Annotated in this window: 25 protein-coding genes; 12 read left to right on the forward strand and 13 right to left on the reverse strand. The window is 66.9% G+C overall.

Going from position 1 to position 25,390, the window contains the following annotated elements:
- Positions 1 to 26: 26 nt before the first annotated feature.
- Positions 27 to 794 (forward strand): hypothetical protein, encoded by a 768-nt coding sequence (locus tag ACTJI5_RS04655; protein WP_440859504.1) that lies wholly within the window; start codon positions 27 to 29, stop codon positions 792 to 794.
- On the opposite strand, the gene ACTJI5_RS04660 is transcribed toward ACTJI5_RS04655, so the two are convergent.
- The 6 genes from ACTJI5_RS04660 to ACTJI5_RS04685 form a co-directional block, all read right to left on the reverse strand.
- A complete protein-coding gene (locus tag ACTJI5_RS04660; RefSeq protein WP_440859505.1) occupies positions 791 to 2,122 on the reverse strand; it encodes an amidohydrolase family protein in 1,332 nt (443 codons plus the stop codon). The two genes, ACTJI5_RS04655 and ACTJI5_RS04660, sit on opposite strands and share 4 nt — an antisense overlap.
- 13 nt (positions 2,123 to 2,135) lie before the next feature.
- On the reverse strand, positions 2,136 to 2,612 hold the full coding sequence (locus ACTJI5_RS04665) for a hypothetical protein (RefSeq protein ID WP_440859506.1): 477 nt from the start codon (positions 2,610 to 2,612) through the stop codon (positions 2,136 to 2,138).
- A gap of 86 nt (positions 2,613 to 2,698) precedes the next feature.
- Positions 2,699 to 4,165 carry an Asp-tRNA(Asn)/Glu-tRNA(Gln) amidotransferase subunit GatB gene (gene gatB / locus ACTJI5_RS04670; protein WP_440859507.1) on the reverse strand — a complete coding sequence of 489 codons (1,467 nt, stop codon included), beginning with the start codon at positions 4,163 to 4,165 and terminating at the stop codon, positions 2,699 to 2,701.
- Positions 4,166 to 4,291: 126 nt separating this feature from the next.
- A complete protein-coding gene (gene gatA, locus ACTJI5_RS04675) occupies positions 4,292 to 5,773 on the reverse strand; it encodes an Asp-tRNA(Asn)/Glu-tRNA(Gln) amidotransferase subunit GatA (protein WP_440859508.1) in 1,482 nt (493 codons plus the stop codon).
- Positions 5,773 to 6,075, reverse strand: coding sequence for an Asp-tRNA(Asn)/Glu-tRNA(Gln) amidotransferase subunit GatC (gene gatC / locus ACTJI5_RS04680; RefSeq protein ID WP_037518935.1), 303 nt, complete (start codon positions 6,073 to 6,075; stop codon positions 5,773 to 5,775). Before gatC ends, gatA begins: the two co-directional genes overlap by 1 nt.
- 204 nt (positions 6,076 to 6,279) lie before the next feature.
- Positions 6,280 to 8,070 (reverse strand): DUF4153 domain-containing protein, encoded by a 1,791-nt coding sequence (locus ACTJI5_RS04685; RefSeq protein WP_440859509.1) that lies wholly within the window; start codon positions 8,068 to 8,070, stop codon positions 6,280 to 6,282.
- A 139-nt stretch (positions 8,071 to 8,209) separates the two neighbouring features.
- Between ACTJI5_RS04685 and ACTJI5_RS04690 the strand changes: the two genes are divergently transcribed.
- From ACTJI5_RS04690 to ACTJI5_RS04710, 5 genes are all read left to right on the forward strand, one after another.
- On the forward strand, positions 8,210 to 9,517 hold the full coding sequence (locus tag ACTJI5_RS04690; protein WP_440859510.1) for a DUF3089 domain-containing protein: 1,308 nt from the start codon (positions 8,210 to 8,212) through the stop codon (positions 9,515 to 9,517).
- Positions 9,518 to 9,605: 88 nt separating this feature from the next.
- On the forward strand, positions 9,606 to 10,067 hold the full coding sequence (gene ruvX / locus ACTJI5_RS04695; protein ID WP_439511426.1) for a Holliday junction resolvase RuvX: 462 nt from the start codon (positions 9,606 to 9,608) through the stop codon (positions 10,065 to 10,067).
- Positions 10,064 to 10,351, forward strand: coding sequence for a DUF1294 domain-containing protein (locus tag ACTJI5_RS04700; protein ID WP_440859511.1), 288 nt, complete (start codon positions 10,064 to 10,066; stop codon positions 10,349 to 10,351). The genes ruvX and ACTJI5_RS04700 overlap by 4 nt, the downstream gene beginning before the upstream one ends.
- Before the next feature lie 178 nt (positions 10,352 to 10,529).
- Positions 10,530 to 11,525 (forward strand): aspartate carbamoyltransferase catalytic subunit, encoded by a 996-nt coding sequence (locus ACTJI5_RS04705; RefSeq protein ID WP_440859512.1) that lies wholly within the window; start codon positions 10,530 to 10,532, stop codon positions 11,523 to 11,525.
- Complete coding sequence (locus tag ACTJI5_RS04710) at positions 11,516 to 12,739, forward strand: dihydroorotase (RefSeq protein WP_440859513.1); 1,224 nt, start codon at positions 11,516 to 11,518, stop codon at positions 12,737 to 12,739. The genes ACTJI5_RS04705 and ACTJI5_RS04710 overlap by 10 nt, the downstream gene beginning before the upstream one ends.
- Before the next feature lie 232 nt (positions 12,740 to 12,971).
- On the opposite strand, the gene ACTJI5_RS04715 is transcribed toward ACTJI5_RS04710, so the two are convergent.
- Genes ACTJI5_RS04715 through ACTJI5_RS04725 form a run of 3 tightly spaced genes read right to left on the reverse strand, consistent with a single transcriptional unit; the run spans position 12,972 to position 15,818 of the window.
- Entirely contained in the window at positions 12,972 to 14,363 is a 1,392-nt protein-coding gene (locus ACTJI5_RS04715) for an SPOR domain-containing protein (RefSeq protein WP_440859514.1), read from the reverse strand.
- Between the two features lie 22 nt (positions 14,364 to 14,385).
- The gene (locus tag ACTJI5_RS04720) at positions 14,386 to 15,078 is read right to left on the reverse strand and encodes a hypothetical protein (protein ID WP_440859515.1); all 693 of its coding nucleotides are present in this window, start codon (positions 15,076 to 15,078) and stop codon (positions 14,386 to 14,388) included.
- Positions 15,079 to 15,095: 17 nt separating this feature from the next.
- Complete coding sequence (locus tag ACTJI5_RS04725) at positions 15,096 to 15,818, reverse strand: ParA family protein (protein ID WP_037518907.1); 723 nt, start codon at positions 15,816 to 15,818, stop codon at positions 15,096 to 15,098.
- A gap of 258 nt (positions 15,819 to 16,076) precedes the next feature.
- Here ACTJI5_RS04725 and ACTJI5_RS04730 point away from each other — a divergent pair, with 258 nt between their 5' ends.
- The gene (locus ACTJI5_RS04730; RefSeq protein ID WP_440859516.1) at positions 16,077 to 17,354 is read left to right on the forward strand and encodes an SPOR domain-containing protein; all 1,278 of its coding nucleotides are present in this window, start codon (positions 16,077 to 16,079) and stop codon (positions 17,352 to 17,354) included.
- 66 nt (positions 17,355 to 17,420) lie between these two features.
- Positions 17,421 to 18,254 carry a phosphate/phosphite/phosphonate ABC transporter substrate-binding protein gene (locus ACTJI5_RS04735; protein WP_058536171.1) on the forward strand — a complete coding sequence of 278 codons (834 nt, stop codon included), beginning with the start codon at positions 17,421 to 17,423 and terminating at the stop codon, positions 18,252 to 18,254.
- Between the two features lie 18 nt (positions 18,255 to 18,272).
- Here the strand turns inward: ACTJI5_RS04735 and bla are convergent, their stop codons facing one another.
- The gene (gene bla / locus ACTJI5_RS04740) at positions 18,273 to 19,187 is read right to left on the reverse strand and encodes a subclass B3 metallo-beta-lactamase (RefSeq protein ID WP_440859517.1); all 915 of its coding nucleotides are present in this window, start codon (positions 19,185 to 19,187) and stop codon (positions 18,273 to 18,275) included.
- A gap of 212 nt (positions 19,188 to 19,399) precedes the next feature.
- Here bla and ACTJI5_RS04745 point away from each other — a divergent pair, with 212 nt between their 5' ends.
- Entirely contained in the window at positions 19,400 to 20,275 is an 876-nt protein-coding gene (locus ACTJI5_RS04745) for a LysR family transcriptional regulator (RefSeq protein WP_440859518.1), read from the forward strand.
- A gap of 54 nt (positions 20,276 to 20,329) precedes the next feature.
- Positions 20,330 to 20,536: a hypothetical protein gene (locus ACTJI5_RS04750; RefSeq protein ID WP_037518897.1), complete on the forward strand. Its 207-nt coding sequence runs from the start codon at positions 20,330 to 20,332 to the stop codon at positions 20,534 to 20,536.
- A 157-nt stretch (positions 20,537 to 20,693) separates the two neighbouring features.
- On the opposite strand, the gene ACTJI5_RS04755 is transcribed toward ACTJI5_RS04750, so the two are convergent.
- From ACTJI5_RS04755 to serB, 3 genes are read right to left on the reverse strand one after another with little or no spacing between them, the layout of a single operon-like run.
- Positions 20,694 to 21,044 carry a DUF2200 domain-containing protein gene (locus ACTJI5_RS04755; protein WP_440859519.1) on the reverse strand — a complete coding sequence of 117 codons (351 nt, stop codon included), beginning with the start codon at positions 21,042 to 21,044 and terminating at the stop codon, positions 20,694 to 20,696.
- A 13-nt stretch (positions 21,045 to 21,057) separates the two neighbouring features.
- The gene (locus ACTJI5_RS04760; RefSeq protein WP_440859520.1) at positions 21,058 to 21,699 is read right to left on the reverse strand and encodes a hypothetical protein; all 642 of its coding nucleotides are present in this window, start codon (positions 21,697 to 21,699) and stop codon (positions 21,058 to 21,060) included.
- Positions 21,700 to 21,702: 3 nt separating this feature from the next.
- The gene (serB, locus tag ACTJI5_RS04765; RefSeq protein ID WP_137894115.1) at positions 21,703 to 22,587 is read right to left on the reverse strand and encodes a phosphoserine phosphatase SerB; all 885 of its coding nucleotides are present in this window, start codon (positions 22,585 to 22,587) and stop codon (positions 21,703 to 21,705) included.
- On the opposite strand from serB, the gene miaA reads away from it, so the two are divergent.
- Both miaA and ilvB read left to right on the forward strand, forming a co-directional pair.
- Entirely contained in the window at positions 22,586 to 23,560 is a 975-nt protein-coding gene (gene miaA, locus ACTJI5_RS04770) for a tRNA (adenosine(37)-N6)-dimethylallyltransferase MiaA (RefSeq protein WP_440859521.1), read from the forward strand. The genes serB and miaA overlap by 2 nt on opposite strands.
- A 75-nt stretch (positions 23,561 to 23,635) precedes the next feature.
- Positions 23,636 to 25,390 carry a biosynthetic-type acetolactate synthase large subunit gene (gene ilvB, locus ACTJI5_RS04775; protein WP_440859522.1) on the forward strand — a complete coding sequence of 585 codons (1,755 nt, stop codon included), beginning with the start codon at positions 23,636 to 23,638 and terminating at the stop codon, positions 25,388 to 25,390.

The following is a 25,390-nucleotide window of genomic DNA, read 5'->3' on the forward strand; positions in this document are numbered from 1 at the left end:
CCCCGGCAGCAGCAGGGGTCTTTGTCATGCGTCGCTATTTCGCGCTTCTCCTCGTCACCGCCGCGCTTCCCGCGCCGGCCTTCGCCCAGTCGGCACCCGATGTCGCCGACCTCGCCGGCGCGCGCGCGGCGAGCGGCGAGACGCAATTGCTCGCGCGCGGCTATGTCTCGCGCCATTCGACCACCGTCGGCGAACAACGCTATACCTTCTGGTGGAACCAGCGCCTCGGCCGCTGCCTCTCGGTCTCCACGATCGACGGCCGCTATGGCGTGCTGATCGCGGTGCCCGCCGAAAATTGCGACAACGGCCCGCCGCGCGACGCCTATGCACCGCAACAACACGCCTATGATCGCCCCGCCGAAACGGGCTATCGCGATCCGAATTCGCTTGTTCTCGTCTGCTATGGCGCGGGCACCCGCCCGACGGTCACCAGCAAGCCGACCTACAAATGGAATCCGTGGAACCATAAGTGGGAATGGAGCAACGAGGTCGGCAATAGCGCGCAGGGTTTCACCAGCGACGTCCAGATCGAACTCTATGGCGATCAGGGCCGCATCCATCTGGGGCCAAAGCTCGTCGCGCCGATCCACAGCGGCGACGATCACGGCTGGTGGGACCTCGACAACCTCGTCGTCACCCCCGACCGTATCACCGCAAGTTACCGGATCAACGGCCTCAACAAGCCGAAACTGACGGTCGACCGTCGCTCGGGCCGCATCACGATCAACGCGATCACCAATTTCTCGGGCCAGTGCGACAGCGGCGACTGGGCGGCCGGCTCGCGGCGCTTCTAGGGCGCCGCGCGCTTCGCCGCGACCTCGTCCAGCATCGCCTTCAGCGCCGCCGCGTCGTACCAGCGCCCGCCCGCCATCACCCCCAGCGGCGCGCGCAGCGTCGCGGGCTTTTCGAGCGGATTGTCGGCAACGAGCAACAGGTCGGCACGATAGCCCGGCGCCATCACGCCGAACTTCGCCGCCCCCGGCACCGTCTTGGCGATGAATTCGCCCGGCGTGCGCGTCGCCGCCGACAGCGCCTGCCACGGCGTCAGCCCAGCCGCCAGCATCGCGTCAATCTCTTCGTGCAGCGCGAACCCCGGCACCTGCCCCGGGATCGTCGGCGCGTCGCCGCCCGCGATCAGCGGCACCCCGGCGTCGGCCATCGCCTTCACGAAGCGCGCCTCGAACGCCACGCGCCGCGACAGGTCGACCGCCTTCTTCTGATAGTCCGACCCCGCCCAGGCCAGCCGGTCGGCGGGCGACAGATAGCGCGCCTCGGGCGCCGCCAGATAGGCTTTCACCACCTCGGGCTTGCCGAATTGCGCCGCGATGGTGCGATAGTTGAACAGGTCCGATGTGACGAACGCATCATGCGTCTTCACCAGCGCGATCGCCTCGGCAATCCGCGCGTCGGCGGGCGGCGCGTTTGGATCGTCGGCGGGCGGTTCGGGGAAGAAGCCGTAGAAGAACTCCTCGACATGCGCGATCATCGCCTGCCCCGCCGCAAGTTGCTTCGCAAGCCCGACCGCCTTCACATTATGCCCGACGATCCCGACCCCTTGCGCTTTGGCTTCGTCGGCGAGCGCCGCGAAAGCCTCGGCCGACACGTTCGTATAAACCTTGATGAAGCTATAGCCGTTGGCCTTCGCCAGCCGCACGATCGCGCGCGCCTCGTCGGCCGTCCGCACGACGAAATGGCCATATTGCGGGTCGCTGTCGACGACGAAGGCGGTGAAGATATACGGCCCCGGCGCCTCGCCCCGGTTCACCGCGATCCGCGTCCGCCCGGCGAACGCGTTGGTCGCCTCGCCCATGTTGAGCATCGTCGTGACGCCATTGGCGAGCAGCAGCGCCAGATCGTCGCGGCTCGTTACATGATTGTGCATGTCGGCGAGGCCGGGCACCAGCCACGCCCCCTTGCCGTCCACCACCGGCGTGTCCGCGGGCAGCTTCGCCTTGATCCCGATGCTGGAAATCACACCGTCGGTGACGATCACCGTCGTGCGCGCGATCACGCGCTCGCGATCCATCGGCACGACGTTGACGTCGGTGAAGACGATCGTCTCGGCGCGCGCCGCAACGGCGCAGGCGAGCAACAACCACAGCGTCAACAGCGCGCGCAGCATCCGCCGCGCCGCGTCAGCCGGCGCAGAATTTGACAAAGCGCGCGATCGCCTGCCTGCCGCCCGGCGTTGCTGCCATATCGACCGTGGCGCCGTCTGCGGTCATCCGCAGCCAGCCGTTCGCCGCGAAGGCGCGGAACAGCGGCGAGGTCGCCGGCATTTCCTGCGCGGTAAAGGTCGGCATGTCGTCGGCTTCGGTCGTGCCGGTTAGCCGCACGCGCTGGCCGCCCGCTTCGAGTTCGATCGCGGTCAGATTGAGAGCCCCGCCCGAAATCCCCGCAAAGACGCGGTCGCCGCCCTCCTCGCAGGTGAAGTTCAGCGGCTGGTCATCGGTGCCGTCAACCTCATAGGCGAGGATCGCGCTCTGCGCGCGTTCCTCGTCGTTGACGCGCATCGCCCAGTCATAACCGTTGTTCACCGCGGGCGCGGGCGCCGCGTTCGCCGCGCCGCCCAGTGCGAGCACACTATAAAACGAAACCAGAATCCGCTTCATCTTCACATCCTTCGTCACATAGGCATCGATTGCAATGCCTATGACACAGAAGTAGCTGAATTCGCTGTGAATCCGATCACTTATTCTCAGCCGAGCGCCTTCTTCAGCAACTCGTTGACAACCTGCGGGTTCGCCTTGCTCTGCATCGCCTTCATCGTCTGCCCGACGAAGAAGCCGAACAAGGCTTCCTTGCCGCCCTTATACTGCTCGACCTTGTCGGCATTGGCGGTCAGGATCTTGGCGATCTCGGCCTCGATCGCGCCGGTGTCGCTCGTCTGCTTCAGCCCGTCGCGCTCGACGATCACGCCTGCGGCGTCGCCGCTTTCGAGCATCTTTTCGAACACCTGCTTCGCGATCGTGCCCGAAATCGTGCCGTCGGCGACGAGACCGAGCAGCTCGGCGGCGTGCTCGGGCGAGACCGGCGAATCCGAAATGTCGCGGCCCATGCGGTTGAGCGCGCCGAACAATTCGCTCGTCACCCAGTTCGCCGCCGCAACGGGCTTGGCGCCCGCGTCGAGCAACGTATCGAACCAGCGCGCCGCCTCGACCTCGGCGGTCAAGACATCGGCGTTATACGGCGAAATCCCCGCCGCCAGATAGCGCGCGCGCTTGGCGTCGGGCAGTTCGGGCAGGCTATCGCGGCACTCGGTCAGAAACGCATCGTCGAGTTCGAGCGGCAGCAGGTCGGGATCGGGGAAGTAGCGATAGTCGTGCGCATCTTCCTTCGACCGCATCGACCGCGTCTCGTTGCGGTCGGGATCGTACAGCCGCGTTTCCTGCACCACGGTGCCGCCGCTTTCGATCAGTTCGACCTGACGCTTCGCCTCGCCCTCGATCACCGCCATCACGAAACGCACCGAATTGACGTTCTTCGTCTCGGTGCGCGTCCCGAATTCATCGCCCGGCTTGCGAACCGACACGTTGACGTCGGCGCGCATCGAGCCCTCTTCCATATTGCCGTCGCACGAGCCGACATAGCGCAGGATCGAGCGCAGCTTGCGGACATAGGCGCCGGCCTCGGCGGGCGAGCGCATGTCGGGGCGCGAGACGATCTCCATCAGCGCGACGCCCGAGCGGTTGAGGTCGACGTACGACATCGTCGGATGCTGGTCGTGCATCAGCTTGCCGGCGTCCTGCTCGACATGGATGCGCTCGACCCCGATCGCCTTGTCGGCGGGAATCCCGGCCTTCTCATCGGCTGCGATCGTCAGCGAGCCTTCGCCGACAAGCGGATGATAAAGCTGCGAAATCTGGTAACCCTGCGGCAGATCGGCATAGAAATAATTCTTGCGGTCGAACCGCGACCATTTGTTGATCTGCGCCTCGATCGCCATGCCCGTGCGCACCGCCTGGCGAATGCACTCGCGGTTCGGCACCGGCAGCATGCCGGGCATCGCGGCGTCGATCAGCGACACCTGCGTATTCGGCTCGGCCCCAAACGCCGTTGCGGCGCCCGAGAACAGCTTGGCGTTGGAGGTGACCTGCGCATGGACCTCGAGGCCGATCACGACCTCCCACTCACCGGTTTCGCCCTTGATGCGATAGTCAGACATGTTTTTTCCTCGTCATCCCAGCGAAAGCTGGGATCGCTCGCTAATTTCGTCATCCCAGCGAAAGCTGGGATCGCTAACGTCCTGTCGCGCCGCCAGCGGCCCCAGCTTTCGCTGGGGCGACGTGAGTTACCACCACTTCTCGGCGCGCGCGTTGAAGCCCGCCCGCTCTTCAATAGCCAGCCCGGCGTTGAGCACGCCCTGCTCGTCGAACGCCTTGCCGATGATCTGCAGCCCCAGCGGCAGCCCTTCGCGGTTCAGCGCCGCAGGGACCGACATCGCGGGCAGCCCCGCGAGGCTCGCGGGCACCGCGAACACGTCGTTCAGATACATTGCCAGCGGATCGGCCATCTTCTCGCCCAGCCCGAACGCCGCCGACGGCGCGGTCGGCGCGAGGATCACGTCGCACACCCCGAACGCCTGCTCGAAATCGCGCGCGATCAGCGTCCGCACCTTCTGCGCCTGCGTGTAATACGCATCGTAGAAGCCCGCCGACAACACATAGGTGCCGATCATGATGCGCCGCTTGACCTCGGGCCCGAACCCATCGGCGCGCGTCGCGGCGTACATGTCCTGCAACCCCGCACCCTGCGGCAGGTCGCGCAAACCATAACGCACGCCGTCATAGCGCGCGAGGTTCGACGACGCCTCGGCGGGCGCGATGATATAATAGGCCGGCAACGCATATTTGGTGTGCGGCAGGCTGATCTCGACGACCTCGGCCCCCGCATCCTTCAGCATCGCGATCCCCGCATCCCACATCGCGTCGATGTCGGGGTCGATGCCTTCCAGTCGATATTCCTTGGGAATACCGACCGTCTTGCCCTTGAGATCGCTCGACAAAGCCGCTTCCCAATTGGGAACCGCCATGTTTAGGCTCGTCGCGTCCTTCGGATCGAAGCCCGCCATATTCTCGAGCATGATCGCGCAGTCCTTGACGTCGCGCGCCATCGGCCCCGCCTGATCGAGCGAGCTCGCGAACGCCACGATGCCCCAGCGCGAGCAGCGGCCATAGGTCGGCTTGATCCCGCTAATCCCCACGAACGCCGCGGGCTGGCGGATCGAACCGCCGGTGTCGGTCCCCGTCGCCGCGGGGCACAGCCGCGCCGCGATCGCCGACGACGACCCACCCGACGAACCGCCCGGCGCGAGCGCGGCATTGCCGCCGTCGTTGCGCTTCCACGGGCTGATGACGTTACCGAAATAGCTCGTCTCGTTCGACGACCCCATCGCGAACTGGTCGAGGTTGAGCTTGCCCAGCATGCCGCAACCCGCGTCCCACAGCTTCGCCGAGACGGTCGATTCATAGCGCGGCACAAAACCTTCGAGCATATGGCTCGCGGCGGTCGTCTGGACGCCGTTGGTCGCGAACAGGTCCTTCATCCCGATCGGCACGCCCGACAAGGGCTTCAGCGTCCCCGCCGCACGATCGGCATCGGCCGCCTTCGCCGCCGCCAGCGCATGCTCGGGCGTCTCGACGATAAACGCGTTGAGCGCCTTCGCGCCCGCGACATTGGCGTTGAACGCCTCGGCGACCTCGACGGCGCTGAAGTCACCCGCGCGGTGCCCGTCGCGGATCTGCGCGACGGTAAGATTCGTAAGATCGGTCATTATTCGATCACCTTGGGAACACCGAAAAAGCCGTGCTGCGGCGCAGGCGCATTCGCCAGCACATCGTCACGGCGGCCGCCGCCGGTCAGCGGATCGGCATCGACGACATCGTCGCGCAGCCGCAGATGGTTCGGGATCACCGCGGTCATCGGTTCGACCCCGGTCACATCGACCTCGCCGAGCTGCTCGACCCAGCCCAAGATACCGTTCAATTCGCCTTCCATCGCGGCGGCTTCGGCATCGCTGATCGCGATGCGCGCCAGCGACGCTATTTTCCTGACTGTTGCCTGATCGATTGACATGATCGCCCTAACTTTAACGAAGCCGCGCCGCTAGCATCCCAGCCGGATCGCTTCAACCATCCTGATCCTCCCTGTGGCGAAGCCGTGGGGAGGGGGACCGCCGCCAAAGGCGGTGGTGGAGGGGCAGCAACGTCAGCGCAATCGCCCCTCCGTCAGCGCTTCGCGCTGCCACCTCCCTATCGCTGCGCGACAGGGAGGATTAAATCACTCGAAATCGCCGCCCACCGGCTTGCCGTTCACAAAAATCTGGCGGCGCGTCACCGCGCGCACTTCGACCCCGCCCCGTTCCATATCGCCGACGGTCAATTCGCGTCGTTTCTGTTCGGCTGGATCGCTTCCCTCATAATAGTCGCTCCACTTCTTCGTCGTGGGGTCGATGGCGAAGTGCGTCAGCATGCCGCCTTGCGAAACGACCGCGACGCGGCTGTCGCCGATCCATTGCACGATACAGGGCGCCGTGCGGCAAAAGCTCCGCTGGTCGAGCAACGCATAAAGTTCGGCAGGCAGCGGCCGGCTCGCGGGCAGAACACGCACTTTCTCTTCGATCTTGCGCGCACCAAAGGCGGCATCGCGCGCCGTCATCGCCTCGCCGTCGCGCTGGAGCGCCCAACGGTCCTGTGCCTTCAGCGCCCAGCTCGCGAGGCCCGCCTTCGTCTTGTCGGCCGACTTCGCAATATCCCGCAGCGCCGCGCGGCCGCTCGGCCCGAAATCGAACGCCAGCGCCGCCCAGTCGAATTTCTCGGTCGGTGTCGCACCCGATTTCAGCCGCGCCAGCTGATCGCGCGTCGAAATCGCCCCGAAATCGAGGATCGGCAGCGCAAGGAGCAACGCAAGCAGCGCCAGCCCGATCGCGAGCTTCTGTTGCAGCGGCCGCAGCCAGTCGTCGAAATCGCGCCGCCCCTTCACCACCGCCCACACGCCCGCAATCCCGTAAGCGAGCGCGATGACCGCCGCGATCACCCCCCAGATGCGCTCGGGGGTCCAGCCATATTGGATCACCCGCAAATGCATCGAGTAATAGGCGATCCCCGCCAGCGGCAGCACCGCAACAACCAGCACCGGCGCCGCCCAGCGCAGCACCGGGCTCGTCGCACGGTCGTCGCTGCCATTGCCGATCACCGCATTGGCGAGCAGCACCGCGAACGCCGCCGCCGCCATCATCACCGCCGCGGTCGAAAAGCCCGAATCCCAGAGCTTTTGCAGCCCCGTCCCCGCAAGCGACAGCAGGAACAGCACCAAAGCAACCGCCAGCACCGGCGCCAGCACTGCGAGCACCATCATCACCAGCCGCTGCAATGTCGCAACCAGCCTGTCGCGCTCGCGCAGCAGGCCCACCGCGCCGCCAAACGCCGCGCCCGCAAGCATCCAGCCGAACCATTCGTCGTTCAGCAGGTCGAAGATCAGGTTGATCCCGATCAGCTTGAACATCTGCCCGATCAGCACGACGAGCAGGAAGCTTATCCCGACAAAGGCCAGCGACGCCGCGCCGATCACCGCATCGGTCCACGCATGGCTATGGAGCCGCTCATACGGCATCTGCCACAGCTTCCAGAACCGCCAGTCGGGCGCGACATCGCGCCGCGTCTGGAACAGAGGCGTCGCGACGAGCACCGCGAGTATCCCCGACCAGAAAGGCCATTCGACCGGATTGCCCTGAATATTATACGCCGCGGTCTGCCATGCAATCAGTCCGAGGATGACGCCCCAAAGAACCGCGAAACCCAGCGCCCACTGCCAGCGACGCAGCTCGACCCCCAGCACGAACACGACCGCTGCGACGGCAACGCCCGTCGCCAGCGCGCTGCGCCAGTGCGACAGCGCGTCGTCATAATGATGATCGATCAACAGGTAAAAGCCGAGCCCGGCGAGCGCGCAGATCGCCGCCATGATCCACGGGCGCAGCGGCCACGGCAGATCATTCTCGTCGAGGCGTGCCGAAACGTGGAGCGGACGGACGGGCGAATCGGGGGCGGCGGGTGCGGTCGCTTCGGTCATGCGTCAAAGCCTTTCGCGTAAAACCATCTTCCTGAACCTGTTTACGGATCCGAATTCCGCATGACGAGTTATTTGTAGCCGGGCACCGGAGCCGCTAGAGAAGCCCGAATTCATCTCTCCCGACCGTATGGAATCCCATTTGGCCCGCAAATTTCTCTACATCATTGCCGCCGTCATCCTGCTGATCGTCGCCGCCGGGGTCGTGTACCAGCTCTTCCCGGGCTGGATCGCGCGCACCGCCTTCGTCCCCAGCACCGAATTCAAGCCGCAGGCGGCGGTCGCGCCGAACGCTTATGACGACCCGAAAATGTGGTTCGCGCGCCCGGGCATGGAAAAGGACCCGTCGGCGTGGCGCCCCGCCGCCGACGGCAGCGAGACCCCCGGCACCGAAGACGCCGCAGCGCAGGCAGGGCAGATCATCCCGCCCGCCAACGCCGCCCCGACCACAACCGAAGCCGCGACGCCGAAGGGCGACGCCGCGATCTTCTTCGTCCACCCAACGAGCTATTACAGCCGCTCGAGCTGGAACGCCCCGCTCGAGGACCGCGATTCCGACCACCGCGCGAACCTGTTCGTGCAGGGCATGGCGAGCGCCTTTGCCGACGCCGGCGAAATCTGGGCGCCGCGCTACCGCCAGGCGACGCTCGGCGCCTTCCTCGCGCAGGACCGCGTCACCGCGGGCAAGGCGATCGATTCGGCCTATCGCGACGTCGAGGAGGCGTTCGACGCCTTCCTCGCCGCGCAGCCGAAGAACAAGCCGATCATCCTCGCGGGCCACAGCCAGGGCGCGCTCCACCTCACGACTTTGCTCCGCACGAAAATCGCGGGCACCCCGCTCGCGAAACGCATCGTCGCGGCGTACGTCATCGGCTGGCCGGTCAGCCTCGACACCGACATCGCCGGGCTCGGCCTGCCCGCGTGCCAGACCCCCGAACAAAAGGGCTGCATCATCGGCTGGGCGAGTTTCGCCGAGCCCGCCGATCCCGCGATGGTCACCGGCGCCTATGACGGCACGATCGGTTTCGACGGCCGCCCGCGCGCCGAAACGCGAATGCTCTGCACCAACCCGCTCACCGGCATCCCCGACACCGAAGCCCCGCCCGAGGCGAATATCGGCACGCTCAAGCCGACCGAAGGCTTCAAGAGCGGGTCGCTGATCGCGGGCAAGATCGGCGCAAAATGCGACGACACGCGCGGTTTCCTGATGATCGGCGACGCCGACATCGCGAAAAATTACGTCGTCGCGGGCTATGTGCTCCCCGGCAACAATTATCACGTCTACGACATCACCCTCTTCTGGGCGAACGTCCGCGCCGACGCCCTCCGCCGCCTCGCGACCTACGAGGGCAAGCCGTCGCCGGTGCCGCCCGCCGCGGCGCCGACGTCTCCTCCGGCCGCCTCTCGTTCTTCGTCACCCCTTCCCCCACCTTCGTCATCCCGGACTTGATCCGGGATCCATGGCCCGACACCGCGGCTCGGGACCATGGATGCTGAAACAAGTTCAGCATGACGAGCTTAGGCGATAAAGGCGACGCATGATCACCACCGCTGCCCCCGATTTCGCTGCCCACTTCCCCAACGGCGGCCGCATCATGGGCCTCGATGTCGGCACCAAAACCATCGGCGTCGCCTTCTGCGACGTGAACTGGAGCTTCGCGACCCCCGACAAGACGATCATCCGCAAGAAATTCTCGGTCGATTTCGAGACCCTGAAAGCCCTCATCGCGCAGCACAATATCGTCGGCCTCGTCGTCGGCCTCCCGCTCAACATGGACGGCACCGACAGCCCGCGCACGCAAAGCACGCGCGCCTTCGCGCGCAACCTCGCGCCGCTCGCCCTCCCCCTGCTGCTGTGGGACGAACGCTGGTCGACCGCCGCGGTCGAGCGCGCGATGATCGCCGCCGACGTCAGCCGCGCCAAACGCGCGACACGCGTCGACAGCGCCGCCGCGGCCTTCATCCTGCAAGGCGCCATCGACGCGATGACGCGCGGTTGACCAGCTATCTCGTCGCCTGGCTGATCGCCGCGAACGGGATCGCATTCGTGCTGATGATCCTCGACAAGAAATTCGCCGAAAGCGGCGCGCGGCGCATATCCGAAACCACCCTGCTCGGCTGGGCCTGCCTCGGCGGCGCGGCCGGCACTTTCGCCGCTTCGCGCTTCGTCCGGCACAAGACGCGCAAGCAGCCCTTTGCGGCGCGGATGATCGCGATCCTGATTCTCGAACTCATCCTGCTCACGCTCTGGGCGCTCGGCTTTCTCGACTTGCTCATCGCTTAATCCTCCCTGTGGCAAAGCCATGGGGAGGGGGACCGCCGCCGTAGGCGGTGGTGGAGGGGCGGCGACGTCGCTTCATAGCCCCTCCGTCAGCGCTCCGCGCTGCCACCTCCCCATCGCTGCGCGACAGGGAGGATCATACTTGCCAGAATCGCCCCGCCTGCGTAGACGCTCGGCTTTAATGACAAGCTCAACAATCCGACCCGCCAGCGACTATCCGCCCGGCGGCGATGCCTTTCGCCATCGCCACCTGATCGGCATCGCCCAGCTCACCCCGTGGGAGATTTCCTACGTCCTCGACGCCGCCGAGCAGTGGGTCGACCTCAACCGCTCGGGCGCCGCCAAGCATGACGACCGGCTCGCGGGCCTCACGATCATCAACGCCTTTTTCGAAAACTCGACGCGCACTTTGCTGTCGTTCGAAATCGCGGGCAAGCGCCTCGGCGCCGACGTCGTCAACATGCACGCCGCGCAGTCGAGCGTGAAAAAGGGCGAGACGCTGATCGACACCGCGATGACATTGAACGCGATGCGCGCCGACGCGATGGTGATCCGCCACGGCAGCTCGGGCGCGGTCCAGCTTATCGCCGACAAGGTCGACTGCCCCGTGCTCAACGCGGGCGACGGCCGCCACGAGCATCCGACGCAGGCGTTGCTCGACGCGCTCACGATCCGCCGCCGCCTCGGCCGCGTCGAGGGGCTCACCATCGCCATCTGCGGCGACGTCCTCCACAGCCGCGTCGCGCGCTCGAATATCCTCGCGCTCACCCTGCTCGGCAACGAGGTGCGGATCGTCGCGCCGCCGACGCTCACCCCGCCCGCGATCGACCGCATGCATGTGACGACCCTCACCGACATGGACGAAGGCATCAGGGACGCCGACGTCGTGATGATGCTCCGCCTCCAGAACGAACGCATGGACGGCGCGTACCTGCCCAGCGCGCGCGAATATCACGCGCTCTATGGCCTCACCGAGAAACGCCTGGAGAAAGCCAAGCCCGATGCGATCGTCATGCACCCCGGCCCGATGAACCGCGGGGTCGAGATCGACAGCAATGTCGCCGACGATCCGGTGCGCTCGACGATCACCGAGCAGGTTGAAATGGGGGTCGCGGTGCGCATGGCATGCCTCGACATCCTGACGCGCCGCAAGCGGGGAGTCGCCGGATGGAACTGAAGCCCCTCCATATCGTGGGCGCGCAGCTGATCGACGGCGACACGCCGCGTCCGGGCAGCCTGCTTGTGGTCGATGGCCGCATCGCCGCGCTCGATCCGGCCGAGCTTCCCGAAGGCACCGAGACCATCGACGCCAAGGGCCAGTGGCTCGCCCCCGGGATCATCGACCTCGGCGTCTTCGCGACCGACAAGCCCGCCTTCCACTTCGGCGGCATCACGCGCGCCGCGCTGATGCCCGACAACGGTCCGCTCGACGGCGCCGGGCTCGTCGAGCGGGCAGCGAAAGGCGGCAAGCCCGACCTCTGGGTCCACCCGCTCGCCGCCGCCACAAAAGGACTCGCGGGCAAGGAACTCGCCGAAATCGGCCTGATGAAACAGGCGGGCGCGCGCGCCATCGCCACCGGCCGCGGCCGCATCGCCGACAGCGGCGTGATGCGCCGCGTCCTCGCCTACGCCGCCTCGCTCGGCCTCGTCACGATCATCCACGCCGAGGATGAGGGGCTCACCGCCGGCGCGGTCGCGACCGACGGCGAGATGGCGACGCGCCTCGGCCTCGCCTCTGCCCCCGCCATCGCCGAGGCGATCGCGATCGCGCGCGACCTCGCGCTCGTCGAGGAAACCGGCGCGCCCGTCCATTTCCGCCAGGTCACCACCGCGCGCGGGCTCGACCTGATCCGCGCCGCGAAGGCGAAGGGTCTGCCCGTCCTCTGCGGCATCACCCCCGCGCATCTGCTGCTCTCCGACACCGCGATCGGCGATTTCCGCACCTTTGCGCGCCTGTCGCCACCGCTGCGGTCGGAGGATGATCGCCACGCGTGCCTCGCCGCGATCGCCGACGGCACGATCGACATCCTCGCCTCGGGCCACGACCCGCGCGGCCCCGAAGACAAGCGCCTGCCCTTCGCCGAAGCTTTGCCCGGCATGGCGGGCGCCGAAACCCTGCTCGCGCTCGGCCTCGGCCTCGTGCGCGACGGCCATATCTCGCCGGGACGCCTGTTCGAATTGCTCGCGGGCACTCCCGCCTGCCTGCTCGGCGTCGACGCCGGCAAACTCGCGGTGGGCAAGGAAGCCGACCTCATCCTCGTCGACGAGGGCACGCCCTGGCAGGTCGACGCGAAGAAGATGGCGGCCTGGGCCGGCAACACGCCCTTCGACGGCATGCCCGTGCAAGGCCGCGCGACGATGATGTGGAAGGGCGGACTGCGCATCCGTTAGGTCTGCTTTGGGGTGGTGAGCGAACGTTGTTTCCTTACCCTTCGTCACCCCGGACTTGATCCGGGATCCCGCTTTTTGAGGCATCGGCTGGCTCCGACCTCAAGCGGGACCCCGGATCAAGTCCGGGGTGACGAGAGTGTTGGAGTCGGCAACCGGTCGGACCCGGACACCCCCAAACAAAAGAGGCGCGGCCTCGCGGCCACGCCCCTCCCCCTTATCCGGGTAAAGTCTTTTAGCGCGAAGCGAGCCGCATCGTGCTGGCCTTCGACGCCCACTGGATCGTCTCGCCGCCGCCCATCGCGCGGATGAAACAGGTCTGACCGTGCGCCTTCAACTCGTTGCACAGGCTCGTCGCGTCGGCGCGCGTCGCGAGGCCGTTCACCGTCAGGCGATAGAAATTGCGGCCGTTCACCGTCGCGGCGTGGCTCGACGCCGGGAAGTTCGCCAGCATGGCGCTCCGCTTTTTCAGCGTGCCCCATTTTTCCTTGGCAATGCCGAGGCTGTCATAGGCGCCCAGCTGAACCGCCCAGCCGCTCGGCTTCTTCGCGTCGAAACCCATCGCCTTCGGGATCAGCACCGTCGCCAGCTCGAGCGCCTGCTGCTGCGCCGGGCGGATGCGCCCTTCGCCGGCAATGCGCGGTGCGGCGCGATAGGGCGCGGCGTCGGCAAGGATCACCTCGCCCGCGGGTTTCGGCTGCGGCAATTCAGTCACCGGCACGACGCCATCGGCGTTGCGCTCGGGCATCGGCAGTTCGACGCTGCGGATCGCGCTGCTCGCATCCGCAAGGACGGGCGGCGGCGGCGCATAATCGGCGACCGGCGCCGGATCGGCGCTCGCGAGCTGGATTGCGGGCTCGGCTGCGGCCATTTGCGTGTCACCAAAATTGCTGAGCGCGAGCTGGACCGGCATGCCGGCATCCTGCCGCGCCTTCGTCCCGATCAGGCTCGCGACGCGCATCTGCGCATCGGGCTGTTCGGCCAGCTTCGACCATTCGGCCATCCGCCCTTCGAGCTTGGCGATCGACAGATCCTGCGAAGCAAGGATGCGCGCCTGTGCCCAGCGGCCCGACAGCGCGAACGCCAGCGCCAGATTCTGCCGCGTCCGTGCCCCGGCGCCTTCGGCGCGCGCGGCTTCGCTCAGCACATAGATTGCGCCTTCATTGTCCCCCGCGAGCGCCAGCGCCAGCCCGAGGTCCGACGCCGGCACCGCAGCGCGATGCTCGGTCAGCAGCGTGACGGCTTCCCTGCCCTTGCCCTGCGCGATTTGCGCGAGCGCCAGCGAAAGCACCGTATTGCCGTCGCTCGCGCCGAGTTCGATCGCCTCGGTCAGCGCCGCGGTCGCCGATGCAAAACGCCCGTCATTGAGGTACGCCTGTCCCAGCAGCGCGCGATAACTTGCATCGCGCGGGCTGCCCTGAACCGCGGCTTCGGCCAGGCCGACCGCCTTGCTGGCTTTCCCGGCTTCGAGCGCGACGCGCGCATCGCTCGCCGACTTGGCGGCGATCGCGGGCTTGCCGGCGGCGCGCGACGGCGCGTCGGCCATCTTGCCCATGCCGCTGCATCCGGTGGCCACACTCAGGACAAAACCCGAAACGGCCAGGTTCATCAGCATCTTGCGGTTCATGACGGGTCCCCCTCTTTATTCTTCAGCGCTGTCCGCGCACCGGGCGCGTCGCCGGCAGGCGGCTCGCCATCGCGTCGATTTCGGGCAGCGAAGCCAGATATTCGTCGAGCAGGTCGGTCAGGATCACCTGCGAAGACCGGTTCGTCACCGCACTCGCGAGGCGCAGGCGCAGATGGCGCTCGGCGTCGAGGCGCAGCGTGAAGGCGGCCTTTTCGCGGGCACGGAGCGCGCGCGGTGCCTTTTCTTTCTTCGGCGCCGGCGCCGGACGCGCCTCGACCTTGCGCGCCACCGCGGCGACGCGTTCGATCAGCGATTCCTGCTGGCGAACGATTTCGGGAACCTCGGGGGCTTCGGCCTCATACTGGTCGACGCCATAATCCTCGGTCAGCCCGACCGGTTCGCCTGTATATTCGGCCGAAAATTCGGGCGTCAGCTCGTGACCGACGCTCTCGTCGACCGCATGTTCGGCCTCGACATTATGCGCCAGCACCGATCCGGTGAGCAAAGGCTTCAGGTCGAGCATCCGCGCGGGTTCGGCCGACTGGTCGGGATCGACATCATAACCCATGTCGTTCCAGCCGAGGTCGTCGTAACCGCCGGGGTTGAGGGGTGCGGGGCCGCTACCGAGCGGCTGGCGGCGCATGGCGGGACGCGCTCCACCCTTGCGGGCAAGCAGTCCGGCGCTCAGCGATGCGAGAGGTTTTGGTTCGCCCATGATTCCCGTACTCCCCGTCACTGGCCAGCGATGCGGCGGCCAAAGCCACCACCCATCGGGCGAACCGCGCCATAATTGCCCTGTGTGGGCAGCGGCGCGGCAAATACGGTCCTGCGGAAATTCTTTTCGAGGCGGTCGTTCATATAGGTCCACAGCTGGCGGATCTCGTCGGCCGAGCGTCCGTTGGGATCGACTTCCATCACCGTGCGGCCGTCGATCATCGACGCGGCATAATCGGTGCGGTGGTGCAGCGTGATCGGGGCGACGGTGCCGTGCTGCGACAGCGCGACCGCGGCTTCGCTGGTGATCTTCGCTTTCGGCGTCGCGCCGTTGACGACGAACACCAGCGGCTTGCCGGCGCGTTCGCACAGGTCGACGGTGGCACCGACGGCACGCAGGTCATGCGGGCTCGGCCGGGTCGGGACGACGATCAGTTCGGCGACCGAAATCACGCTCTGGATCGCCATGGTGATCGCCGGCGGCGTATCGATGACCGCCAGCTTAAAGCCCTGCTGGCGCAGGATTTCGAGGTCGGAAGCCAGCCGCGCAACGGTCGTTTGCGCAAAGGCCGGAAGGTCGGTTTCGCGCTCGTTCCACCAGTCGGCGAGCGAGCCCTGCGGATCGATGTCGATCAGAACGACGGGGCCGGCGCCCGCAAGCTGCGCCTGCACCGCGAGGTGCCCCGACAGCGTGGTCTTTCCCGACCCGCCTTTCTGTGAAGCCAATGCCAATACGCGCACTGCGTTTACCCCCTCGGAAATCCAGAATTCGGCGAAGGGATGCCATGCGGGGCGCTAAAATTGGGTTAACGATGATAAAAAGAGGGTGAACGACTTCCTCGCGAATATGGTAAACACTCTCCTAAGACGAACTTGTACCAGAACGGATCAAGTTTGGCGTGGGCGCTTTTGTCGCTAACGCCGTGTTAGCCAATTGGCGCTATAAAGACCCCGGGGACTGCAGCCGGCCTCATGCGGCGCAAGTCATTGGAGAATAAGATGCGTTCTTTCCGCACCGCCCTTTCGCTGGCTCTGCCGCTGATCGCGGCATCGATGCTCGCGGCACCCGCTTATGCCGACGTCAAGGACGGCGTCGATGCCTGGCAGGCGGGCAATTATGCGGCCGCCGTTGCCGAATGGCGCCCGCTCGCCCTCGCCGGCGACGCCGATGCGCAATTCAATCTGGGGCAAGCCTATAAGCTCGGCCGCGGTGTTCCCGCCGATCTCGTGCAGGCGGAGGCCTGGTATCGCCGCGCCGCCAAGCAGGGGCATTTGCAGGCGGAGGATAATCTCGGCCTCGTGCTCTTCACCGCGAACCGCCGCGCAGAGGCGATGCCCTTCATCATCAATTCGGCCGCGCGCGGCGAACCGCGCGCGCAATATGTTCTCGGCACCGCGCACTTCAACGGCGACCTCGCCGCAGAGGACTGGCCGCGCGCCTATGCGCTGACCAAGCGCGCGAGCGACGCCGGGCTCGGCATCGCTTCGGCGCGCCTCGCGCAGCTCGACAATCTGATCCCGCTCGACCAGCGCCAGCGCGGCCTCGCGCTGCTCCCCGAAATCGAGCGCGGCGAACAGCAGGCGCGCCTCGCCGCGGTCAACGCCGCTGCGCCGCCCGCGCCCAAACCCGTGCCGGCGGCCTCGCCGGTGAAGGTCGCGAGCCTGCCCGCCTCGACCCCCGGCACCCGCTACACACCGCCGCCGGTGATCGACACGCCGCCCGCCGCCAAGCCCGCACCGGCACCGCAGCCCAAACCCGAACCGATCCGCAGTGTCGCGGTGGCCTCGTCGCCCGTCGCCAGCGCCGCCGCAGCCGCCGCCGCCGAAGCGACCGCCAACGCCGTCGCCGCGACCGGCCAGCCGGGCACGACCTACGCCGCGCCGCCCGAAAGCGGCAAACTCCCGCCGAAGCCCGAACCGGCAAAGCCCGCGCCCAAGCCCGCCGAACCCAAACCCGCGCCGGTCAAGCCCGCACCCGTCAAGGCCGCCCCCGTCGCCACCGCCGCAGCCACTCCGGCGCCGGTCCGCGTCCACAACGGCACCGCGAGCCCCTGGCGCGCGCAACTCGGCGCCTTCGGCGTCGAGGCGAACGCCCGTAATCTCTGGACCGCGCTCGAAAAGAAAAATCCCGCCTTCGCCGGCCGCACGCCCTATCTGGTCAAGAGCGGCAAGCTCACCCGCCTCCAGGCCGGCGGCTTCGCGAACAAGGGCGACGCCGAGAGCTTCTGCGCGAGCGTGCGCAAGAGCGGTCAAGCCTGTCTGGTGCTGGATCGCTAGTCGCGCCGACAAGTCGTTCGTCGTAGAATCCTTTGCTTCGGCGACCGTCCCGTCCATCGCGCGGTCATGATTCTGACCCTTCTCGCGGCGTGGGCATCGCCGGTTGAAACACCACCGGCGCTGCGCGTCGGCACCTATCATTATCCGCGCTACGACCGGTCGGTTGCGCTGGCGCCGCTTGCCGCACTCGTCGAACGCGCGTCCGGGCGGCCGACCGAGGTCCGCTTGCTCGACACGCCCGAAGCGCTGGCGAAGGCGCTCTGCCGCGGCGAGATCGACATTGCGATGACCAATCTCGGCGCATTCGTCGAGGCTCGCTCCTGCCCGGATGTCCGGCCGATCGCCGTCCTTTCCACGCCTCCGGCCGTGCTCGATCGCTATCGGGGCGTCCTGCTGGTGCGCCGCGACAGCGGCCTCGCATCGCTCGACGCCCTCGGTGCGCGCGCCGGCGACTTGCGCTACACCGAAGTGCTGCCGGGCTCGACGTCCGGCGCACTGGTTCAGGCGGCCGCGCTGCGAAGCACCGGTCGCGCCCCGGCTTTTGCGACGCGGCGCCACGCGGGCACCCATGAAGCCGCCCTGGCTGAGCTGCTTGCCGGCCGCACCGACGTCGCGGCGCTCGCCGAAGGCCCCTGGCGCCAGCTGCAGGCCGACGATCCCGGCACCGCCGCGACACTTCGCCAGGTCTGGCGATCCGATCCGCTCCCGCCGGGGCCGCTGGTCTGCCGCGACCAGGCATCGGTGCCCTGCGCCGCCGTGCACCGCGCTCTCCTCGACGACGACGGCGAGGTGGCGGTCGCGCTGTCGAAAGGATGGAGCGAAACCGAGGGCGCCGTGCGTTTCGGTGCCTATGACCCGGCCCGCTATGATCCGTTCCAGGCGGAGCCGCCGCTTCCCTGAAGAGTCGCGGCAGGCGGGTCAGGATCCGCCCGCTTCCTTCGCGAGACGCGCTGCCAGCGCCTTGCGCGACCGCTCGGCGTAAGCGCGGCACGCACCCGGCTGGTCATTATATCGTCCGCTCCCCGCATTGTCGGGGTGCGCGGAAATCAGGATATCGCATGCGAGCGCGTCCATCTTGCGATGACTCGCTTCGAACGCCTTCACGATCGGCGCGCTCGCCGGCGCAGTATAACGATAGTCGTCGGCCGACACCGGGTTGAGGCTCGACGCAAAGACGATCGTCTTGCACGCCTTCGCTTCGCACGCCCGCCAGCTCCAGCTCATGCTCCCCATCGTGTGCCCCGGCGTCGCCACCGCCGTGATCGCGGCCTTGCCCAGCTTCAGCACCTCGCCGTCCTTGACGACCCGCAGCCGCGTCACGGCGGGCCAGCTCCCGCCATAGGCGAGCTGCGGGTCGTCCGCCGCATGTTTCCCCGACCGCAGCCCCTCGGCGCCGCGCGCGCTCGCGACCACCGTCGCGCCGGTGTCGCGCGCCAGCGCGGCGATCCCGCCCGCATGGTCGAAATGCGGCTCGGTGCTCAGAATAAATTTGATGTCTTTGGGGTCGAACCCCAGCGCGCGGACATTGGCGAGGATCGCGGGCGCCGCCTGCGGCAGCGCGCCGTCGACCAGCACCAGCCCGTCGCCGGTATCGATCAGCGCGACGCTCAGCCCGCCGAAGCCGACGAGATAACTCGTCCCGAAAATCTTCTCAGGTCTGGCGGGCGCCAGCCATTCGGCCGCGCGCGAGGCCGCAATCGGCCGCGTCAACGGGTCGTCCGCACCCGGCGCGACCGCGCCCGCCACCATCTGCACCTTCGCCTCCTGGGCGAGCGGCAGCGGCACATGGCTCACACCCGCAAGCCAGGCGGCAATTGTCATCATCGCGATCATATCTGTCTCCCTTCCCTACCGGGATGCCGCGCTCGGGCGCCGCCCACAAAGCATGATTTCTCGACAAAGCCATGAGAATTTCTCATACATTTCTCTCAAAGCTTTCGTCACCCCGGACTTGATCCGGGGTCCACTCGCGTCGCCGTCGGGCCATGGATCCCGGATCAAGTCCGGGATGACGAGGTAGGCCATATCACAATACAGGAAGCCCAATGGACCGCGCCCAACTCCCCCTCAACGCCCTCCGCGCCTTCGAGGCCGCGGCGCGCCACCTCAACTTCACCCGCGCCGCGATCGAACTCTGCGTCAGCCAGGGCGCGGTCAGCCATCAGGTCGCGCAGCTCGAACGTCGCCTCGGCACGCGCCTCTTCCACCGCCTGCCGCGCGGGCTCGCGCTCACCGACGAGGGGCATGCGCTCGTCCCCGTCGTCGCCGATGCCTTCGACCGCGTCGCCGCGACGCTCGACCAATATGCGGGCGGCCGCTTCCGCGAGGCGCTCAAGGTCGGCGTCGTCGGCACCTTCGCGACCGGCTGGCTGCTCCCGCGCCTCGACGCCTTCGCGCGCCTGCACCCCGCGATCGACCTGCGCATCTCGACCAACAACAACCGCGTCGATCTCGCGGGCGAGGCGCTCGACTATGCGATCCGCTTCGGCGACGGCGCCTGGCACGGCACCCACGCCGAACCCTTGCTCGCCGCGCGGATGGCGCCGGTCTGCGCCCCCGCGATCGCCGCGCGCCTCAAGACCCCCGCCGACCTGATCCACGAGCGGCTGCTGCGCTCGTACCGCGCCGACGAATGGGCGCTCTGGTTCGCCGCCGCGGGCGTGCCCGTCCCGGTCCTCCGCGGTCCCGTCTTCGACAGCTCAGCCTTGATGGCGACCGCGGCGGCGGCAGGTCAGGGCGTCGCACTCGCCCCGCCGGCAATGTTCACCCGCGAACTCGCCGCCGAACTGCTCGTCCAGCCCTTCGCGGTCACGATCGACGCCGGCCGCTACTGGCTCACCCGCCTGATGTCGCGCCCCGAAAACGACGCGATGCTGCGCTTCCGCGGCTGGCTGGCGGATGAAATCGCCGCGGCCGCATAACCATCCCGCTTTCCCCACTGGACAGAATCATCGCGCTGCCGCTACCCGGCCGCCATGGGTATCACCGCAACAATCATGAACACCGCCACCGGCCAGCCGATCCAGAAAATGACCTTCGGCCGCATGCCGAAACCATGGGCAAGCTTCAACCTCGCGACGGGCGAACTCGTCACCGCCGAACGGATCGACGTGGGCAAACCCGAACCGGGCAAATTCGCCGCGACGGTCCATGTGTGGGTCAAGGTCAAGGCGAAGGACTGACACCAATCCTGTCGGCGGCGTGGCCGCTTCCCACCATCGCGCCGACGTCAATTTCCGCACCAGTGTTAACGTCGTAAATATCGATCGCATTTGAACGACAGCAATGTTGACATTGTTAATATTGACAGGAGAAACCGCATCACGTCATCGTTCGTGATCAGCTCCGCAAAATCTTCTCCATCTTCTTGCCCCGCGCCAGCTCGTCGATCAGCTTGTCGAGATAACGCAGCTCGCGCATCAACGGCTCTTCGATATTTTCGACCCGGATGCCGCAAATCACCCCGGTGATCAGCTCGCGCGCCGGGTTCAGCTTCGGCGCCCCGCAAAAGAAATCCTCGAAATTCGTGCCCTTCGCCAGCTCGCCCTCGAGCGCCGCCTGGCTATAGCCGGTCAGCCAGCGAATAATCTCGTCGACCTCGGCCTTGGTCCGCCCCTTCTTCTCGGCCTTGGCGATATAATGCGGATAAACGCTCGCGACGCTGATCGAATAGATGCGGTGTTTGGTCATATATCTGTCCGATTCAGTCCGAGGGTGCCGGGCGGACGAAACCCGCCGGCCGCTTGCACGGCGCGAGTTTGGCCAGCGCCAGTGTCCTCGCTTCGGCGAAGACTTCCGCAATCAATGCGGCACCCGGATAGTCAACCGAACCCGTGCCCAGTTCCTCCCCCTTCTCCGTTACCCGCATCACGGAAAAGCGACCGCCCTTCGGCAAGCGCTCCAGCCACTCGGTCCGGAACGACAGCCCCGGCCCGCCCGATTGGGCAATCCTGAAATCGTAATTGCCGCGCTGATCGGGGTTCAGCGAATAAGGATAGGATGCCCACGCCTCGTCGGCGAGCCGCCACCTGACGGTTTCGCGCGTTCTGTCCTCCGGCGGACGCTGCGGCCGGGTCTGGACGGAAAAACTGTGCGGTGTCAGTGAGCCCGCCGCATCGGCTACATAAGCGGCGGACAACTCCAGCGTGCCATCTTTGCTCAGGGCACGGAAATGGATGTAGTCCGCGAAGGGCTTCGCTTCGCCGACCTGTTTGAGCGAAACCGAAACGCCCAGATTCCCGAGCGTGAGCCGACTGCCCGCGCATAGCTCCTGAACAGGAGCGGGCGCGGCCTGTATCGCCAGCGTAAGGCTGATCAACCAGTTCGCGACAAACCCTCCCGACATATATCAGCCCAGCACCCAGCTCCGCCGCGGATAGCCCTGCGCCCACAGCAAGGCCGTCAAATCATGATGCCGGATCACCGCCGCCGCCGCCTCGCCCGCCGCGGGATGCGGATAATAGCCGATCCCCAGCCCCGCCGAGGTGATCATCGGAATGTCATTCGCGCCGTCGCCCACTGCCAGCGTCTCGGCGAGCGGAAGCCCATGCTTCGCCGCCTCGGCCTTCAGCGTCTCCAGTTTCGTTTTGCTGTCGACGATCGGCTCGCGCACCTTGCCGGTCAGCTTGCCGCCCGCGATCTCCAGCTCGTTCGCGACGACCTTGTCGAACCCGATCGCCTCGCCCACCGGGCCGGCAAAGGCGGTGAAGCCGCCCGAAATCAGGATCGAATGCGCGCCATGCGCCTTCATCGTCTGCACCAAAGTCCGCGCGCCGCGCGTCAGCCGCACGCGCTCCATGCGGCAGTCGACCAAAGTCGTCTCGGGCATCCCCGCGAGCAGGCCGACGCGTTCCTCCAGCGCCGCGCGGAAATCGAGTTCGCCGCGCATCGCACGCTCGGTGATCGCCGCGATCTGCGGCTTCAGCCCCGCATAATCGGCGAGTTCGTCGATGCATTCGACGGTGATCATCGTCGAATCCATGTCGGCGATGATCAGCTTCTTGGTCCGGTCGCCCAGCGGCTGGACGACGATGTCGAGCGAGCCATGGTCCATCAGCGCCAGTTCCTTGCGCGCGCTCACCAGGCTGCCGTGGAATACGATGTCTGCCGCGTCATGCTCGTCGATCCAGTGCGGGGCACCGACATCGTGCCCCGTCGCCGCAAGCCGGTCGATCCCTTCGCGAACCACCTCGTCGGTCAGCTTTCCTGCTGCTATCAGCGTCGCGACGAACATGGCATCTCCTTCTTTCTCGACCGCCAGGACGCGGCCTCCCGTGGCACTTATCGCCGGACCCACCGCCAGCGGCAAGAGCGCTTTGGCGGTCGCGCTCGCAAAATCTCTTTCCGAGACAGGCCGGGACGCGCTCGTTGTCAACGCCGACGCGAGCCAGGTCTATGCCGACCTGAGCATCCTCTCGGCGCGCCCGACCGGCGAAGAGATGGAGGGCGTGCCCCACCGCCTCTTCGGCCACATCGACGCCGCCGACGCGCATAACGCCGTGCGCTGGGCGGACGAGGCGCGCGGCGTTATCGTCGACGCGCACGCCGCGGGACAGGTTCCGATCCTCGTCGGCGGCACCGGCCTTCATATGCGCACGCTGCTCCACGGCATCGCGCCGGTGCCCGAGATCGACCCGGGTATTCGCGAGGCGGTCCGCGCGCTCCCGGTTGCAGACGCGCACGCCGCGCTCGCCGCCGCCGATCCAGACGCCGCCGCGCGCCTCAACCCCGCCGACACCACCCGCGTCGCACGCGCGCTCGAGGTCGTACGCTCGACCGGCCGCACCCTCGCCGACTGGCAGCGGGCGATCGCGGGCGGCATCGAGGGCGAGATCGCGCTCGCCCCGCTGGTCCTCCTGCCCCCGCGCGATTGGCTGCGCGACCGCTGCGACTTACGCCTCGTCCAGATGTTCGAACGCGGCGCGGTCGAAGAGGCCAAAGCCCTGCTCGCACGCGGTCTCGACCCCGACCTCCCCGCGATGCGCGCGATCGGCGTCCCCCAGATCGCCGGCCACCTCCGCGGCAAAATCACCCGCGCCGAGGCGCTCGACCTCACCCAAGCCGCGACCCGCCAATATGCAAAGCGCCAATATACGTGGTTCCGCAACCAGCCGCCCGCTGACTGGCCGCGCCACACCGAGTCATTAAACATCGATTCCATCAAGGAATTAGCAATAATATTGCGTAATAAGCTGTTGACAGGTTAGAATCATACACCTATTGCCCGCACCCTGTTGCAGCGCACAAGGCGCTGCCTTTTTGTGTTTGGAAGGAGTTTCGTCGTGACGGAAATGAGTGGTGCCGACATGGTGGTTCAGGCGCTGGTCGACCTCGGGGTCGATACGGTGTTCGGCTATCCGGGCGGCGCGGTCCTTCCCATCTATGACGCGCTCTACAAACACCCCACGATCCAGCACATTCTCGTCCGCCACGAACAGGCGGCGACGCACGCGGCCGAGGGCTATGCGCGCTCGACCGGCAAGCCGGGTGTCGTGCTCGTGACCTCGGGGCCCGGCGCGACCAATGCCGTCACCGGCATCACCGACGCGTTGCTCGATTCGATCCCGATGGTCGTGCTGACGGGTCAGGTGTCGACCGCGCTGATCGGCACCGACGCGTTCCAGGAATGCGACACCGTCGGCATCACGCGCCACTGCACCAAGCATAATTATCTGGTGATGGACCCCGACCGCCTCTGCCCGATCATGCACGAGGCATTCCATATCGCGACGCACGGCCGCCCCGGCCCCGTGGTGATCGACATCCCGAAGAATGTGCAGGTTGCGACCGGCCAATATGTGATCCCCGAAAAGATCGCGCACAAAAGCTATCGCCCGCAGGTCGAACCCGACGCCGATGCGATCGCCGCGGCGGTCGCGATGATCGCCGCGGCCGAGCGCCCGATCTTCTACACCGGCGGCGGCGTGATCAACGCCGGTCCCGACGCCAGCGCGGCGCTGCGCCAGCTCGTGGCGCTCACCGGCGCGCCGGTCACCTCGACCTTGATGGGCCTCGGCGCCTTCCCGTCGGACGACGAGAAATGGCTCGGCATGCTCGGCATGCACGGCACTTACGAGGCCAATATGGCGATGAACCGCGCCGACCTGATCATCGCGGTCGGCGCGCGCTTCGACGACCGCGTGACGGGACGCCTCGACGCTTTCTCGCCCGATTCGAAGAAGATCCACATCGACATCGACCGCAGCTCGATCAACAAGATCGTCCCCGTCGACCTCGCGATCGTCGGCGATGCCGGCCGCGCGCTCGATGCGATCATCGCGGGCTGGCAGGCGGCGGGCCACAACGGCCGCGACCTGGGCGAATGGTGGCGCCGCGTCGACGGCTGGCGCGCAACGCGCTGCCTCGACTTCCCCGAAAAGAAGGACGCCAGCGCCGAAATCATGCCGCAGCGCGCGGTGAAGGCCTTGTTCGACGCGACGCGCGGGCTCGACCCGATCATCACGACCGAGGTCGGCCAGCATCAGATGTGGGCGGCGCAGCATTTCGGCTTCGCGGCGCCCAACCGCTGGCTCACCAGCGGCGGGCTCGGCACGATGGGTTATGGTTTCCCCGCCTCGGTCGGTGCGCAGATCGCGCACCCCGACCGCCTCGTCATCTGCATCGCGGGCGAAGCCTCGCTGCAGATGAACATCCAGGAAATGGGCACGGTCAGCCAGTACCGCCTGCCGGTGAAGATCTTCATCCTCAACAATGAATGGATGGGGATGGTCCGCCAGTGGCAGGAACTGACCTATGAAAGCCGCTATTCGAACAGCTATTCGGACAGCCTGCCCGATTTCGTGAAGCTCGCCGACGCTTACGGGTGGACGGGCCTGCGCATCGACAATCTGGGGCAGCTCGAGGACGGCATCGCAAAGATGATCGAGACCCCGGGACCGGTGATCGTCGACTGCCGCGTCGCGCAGCTCGCCAACTGCTTCCCGATGATCCCCTCGGGCGCCGCGCACACCGAAATGCTCCTCCAGCCGAGCGACGTCACCGGCACGATGGACGACGAAGCCAAGGCACTGGTGTAA

This window comes from Sphingopyxis sp. 22461 (genome assembly GCF_052044915.1).
In the GTDB taxonomy this organism is placed as follows: domain Bacteria; phylum Pseudomonadota; class Alphaproteobacteria; order Sphingomonadales; family Sphingomonadaceae; genus Sphingopyxis.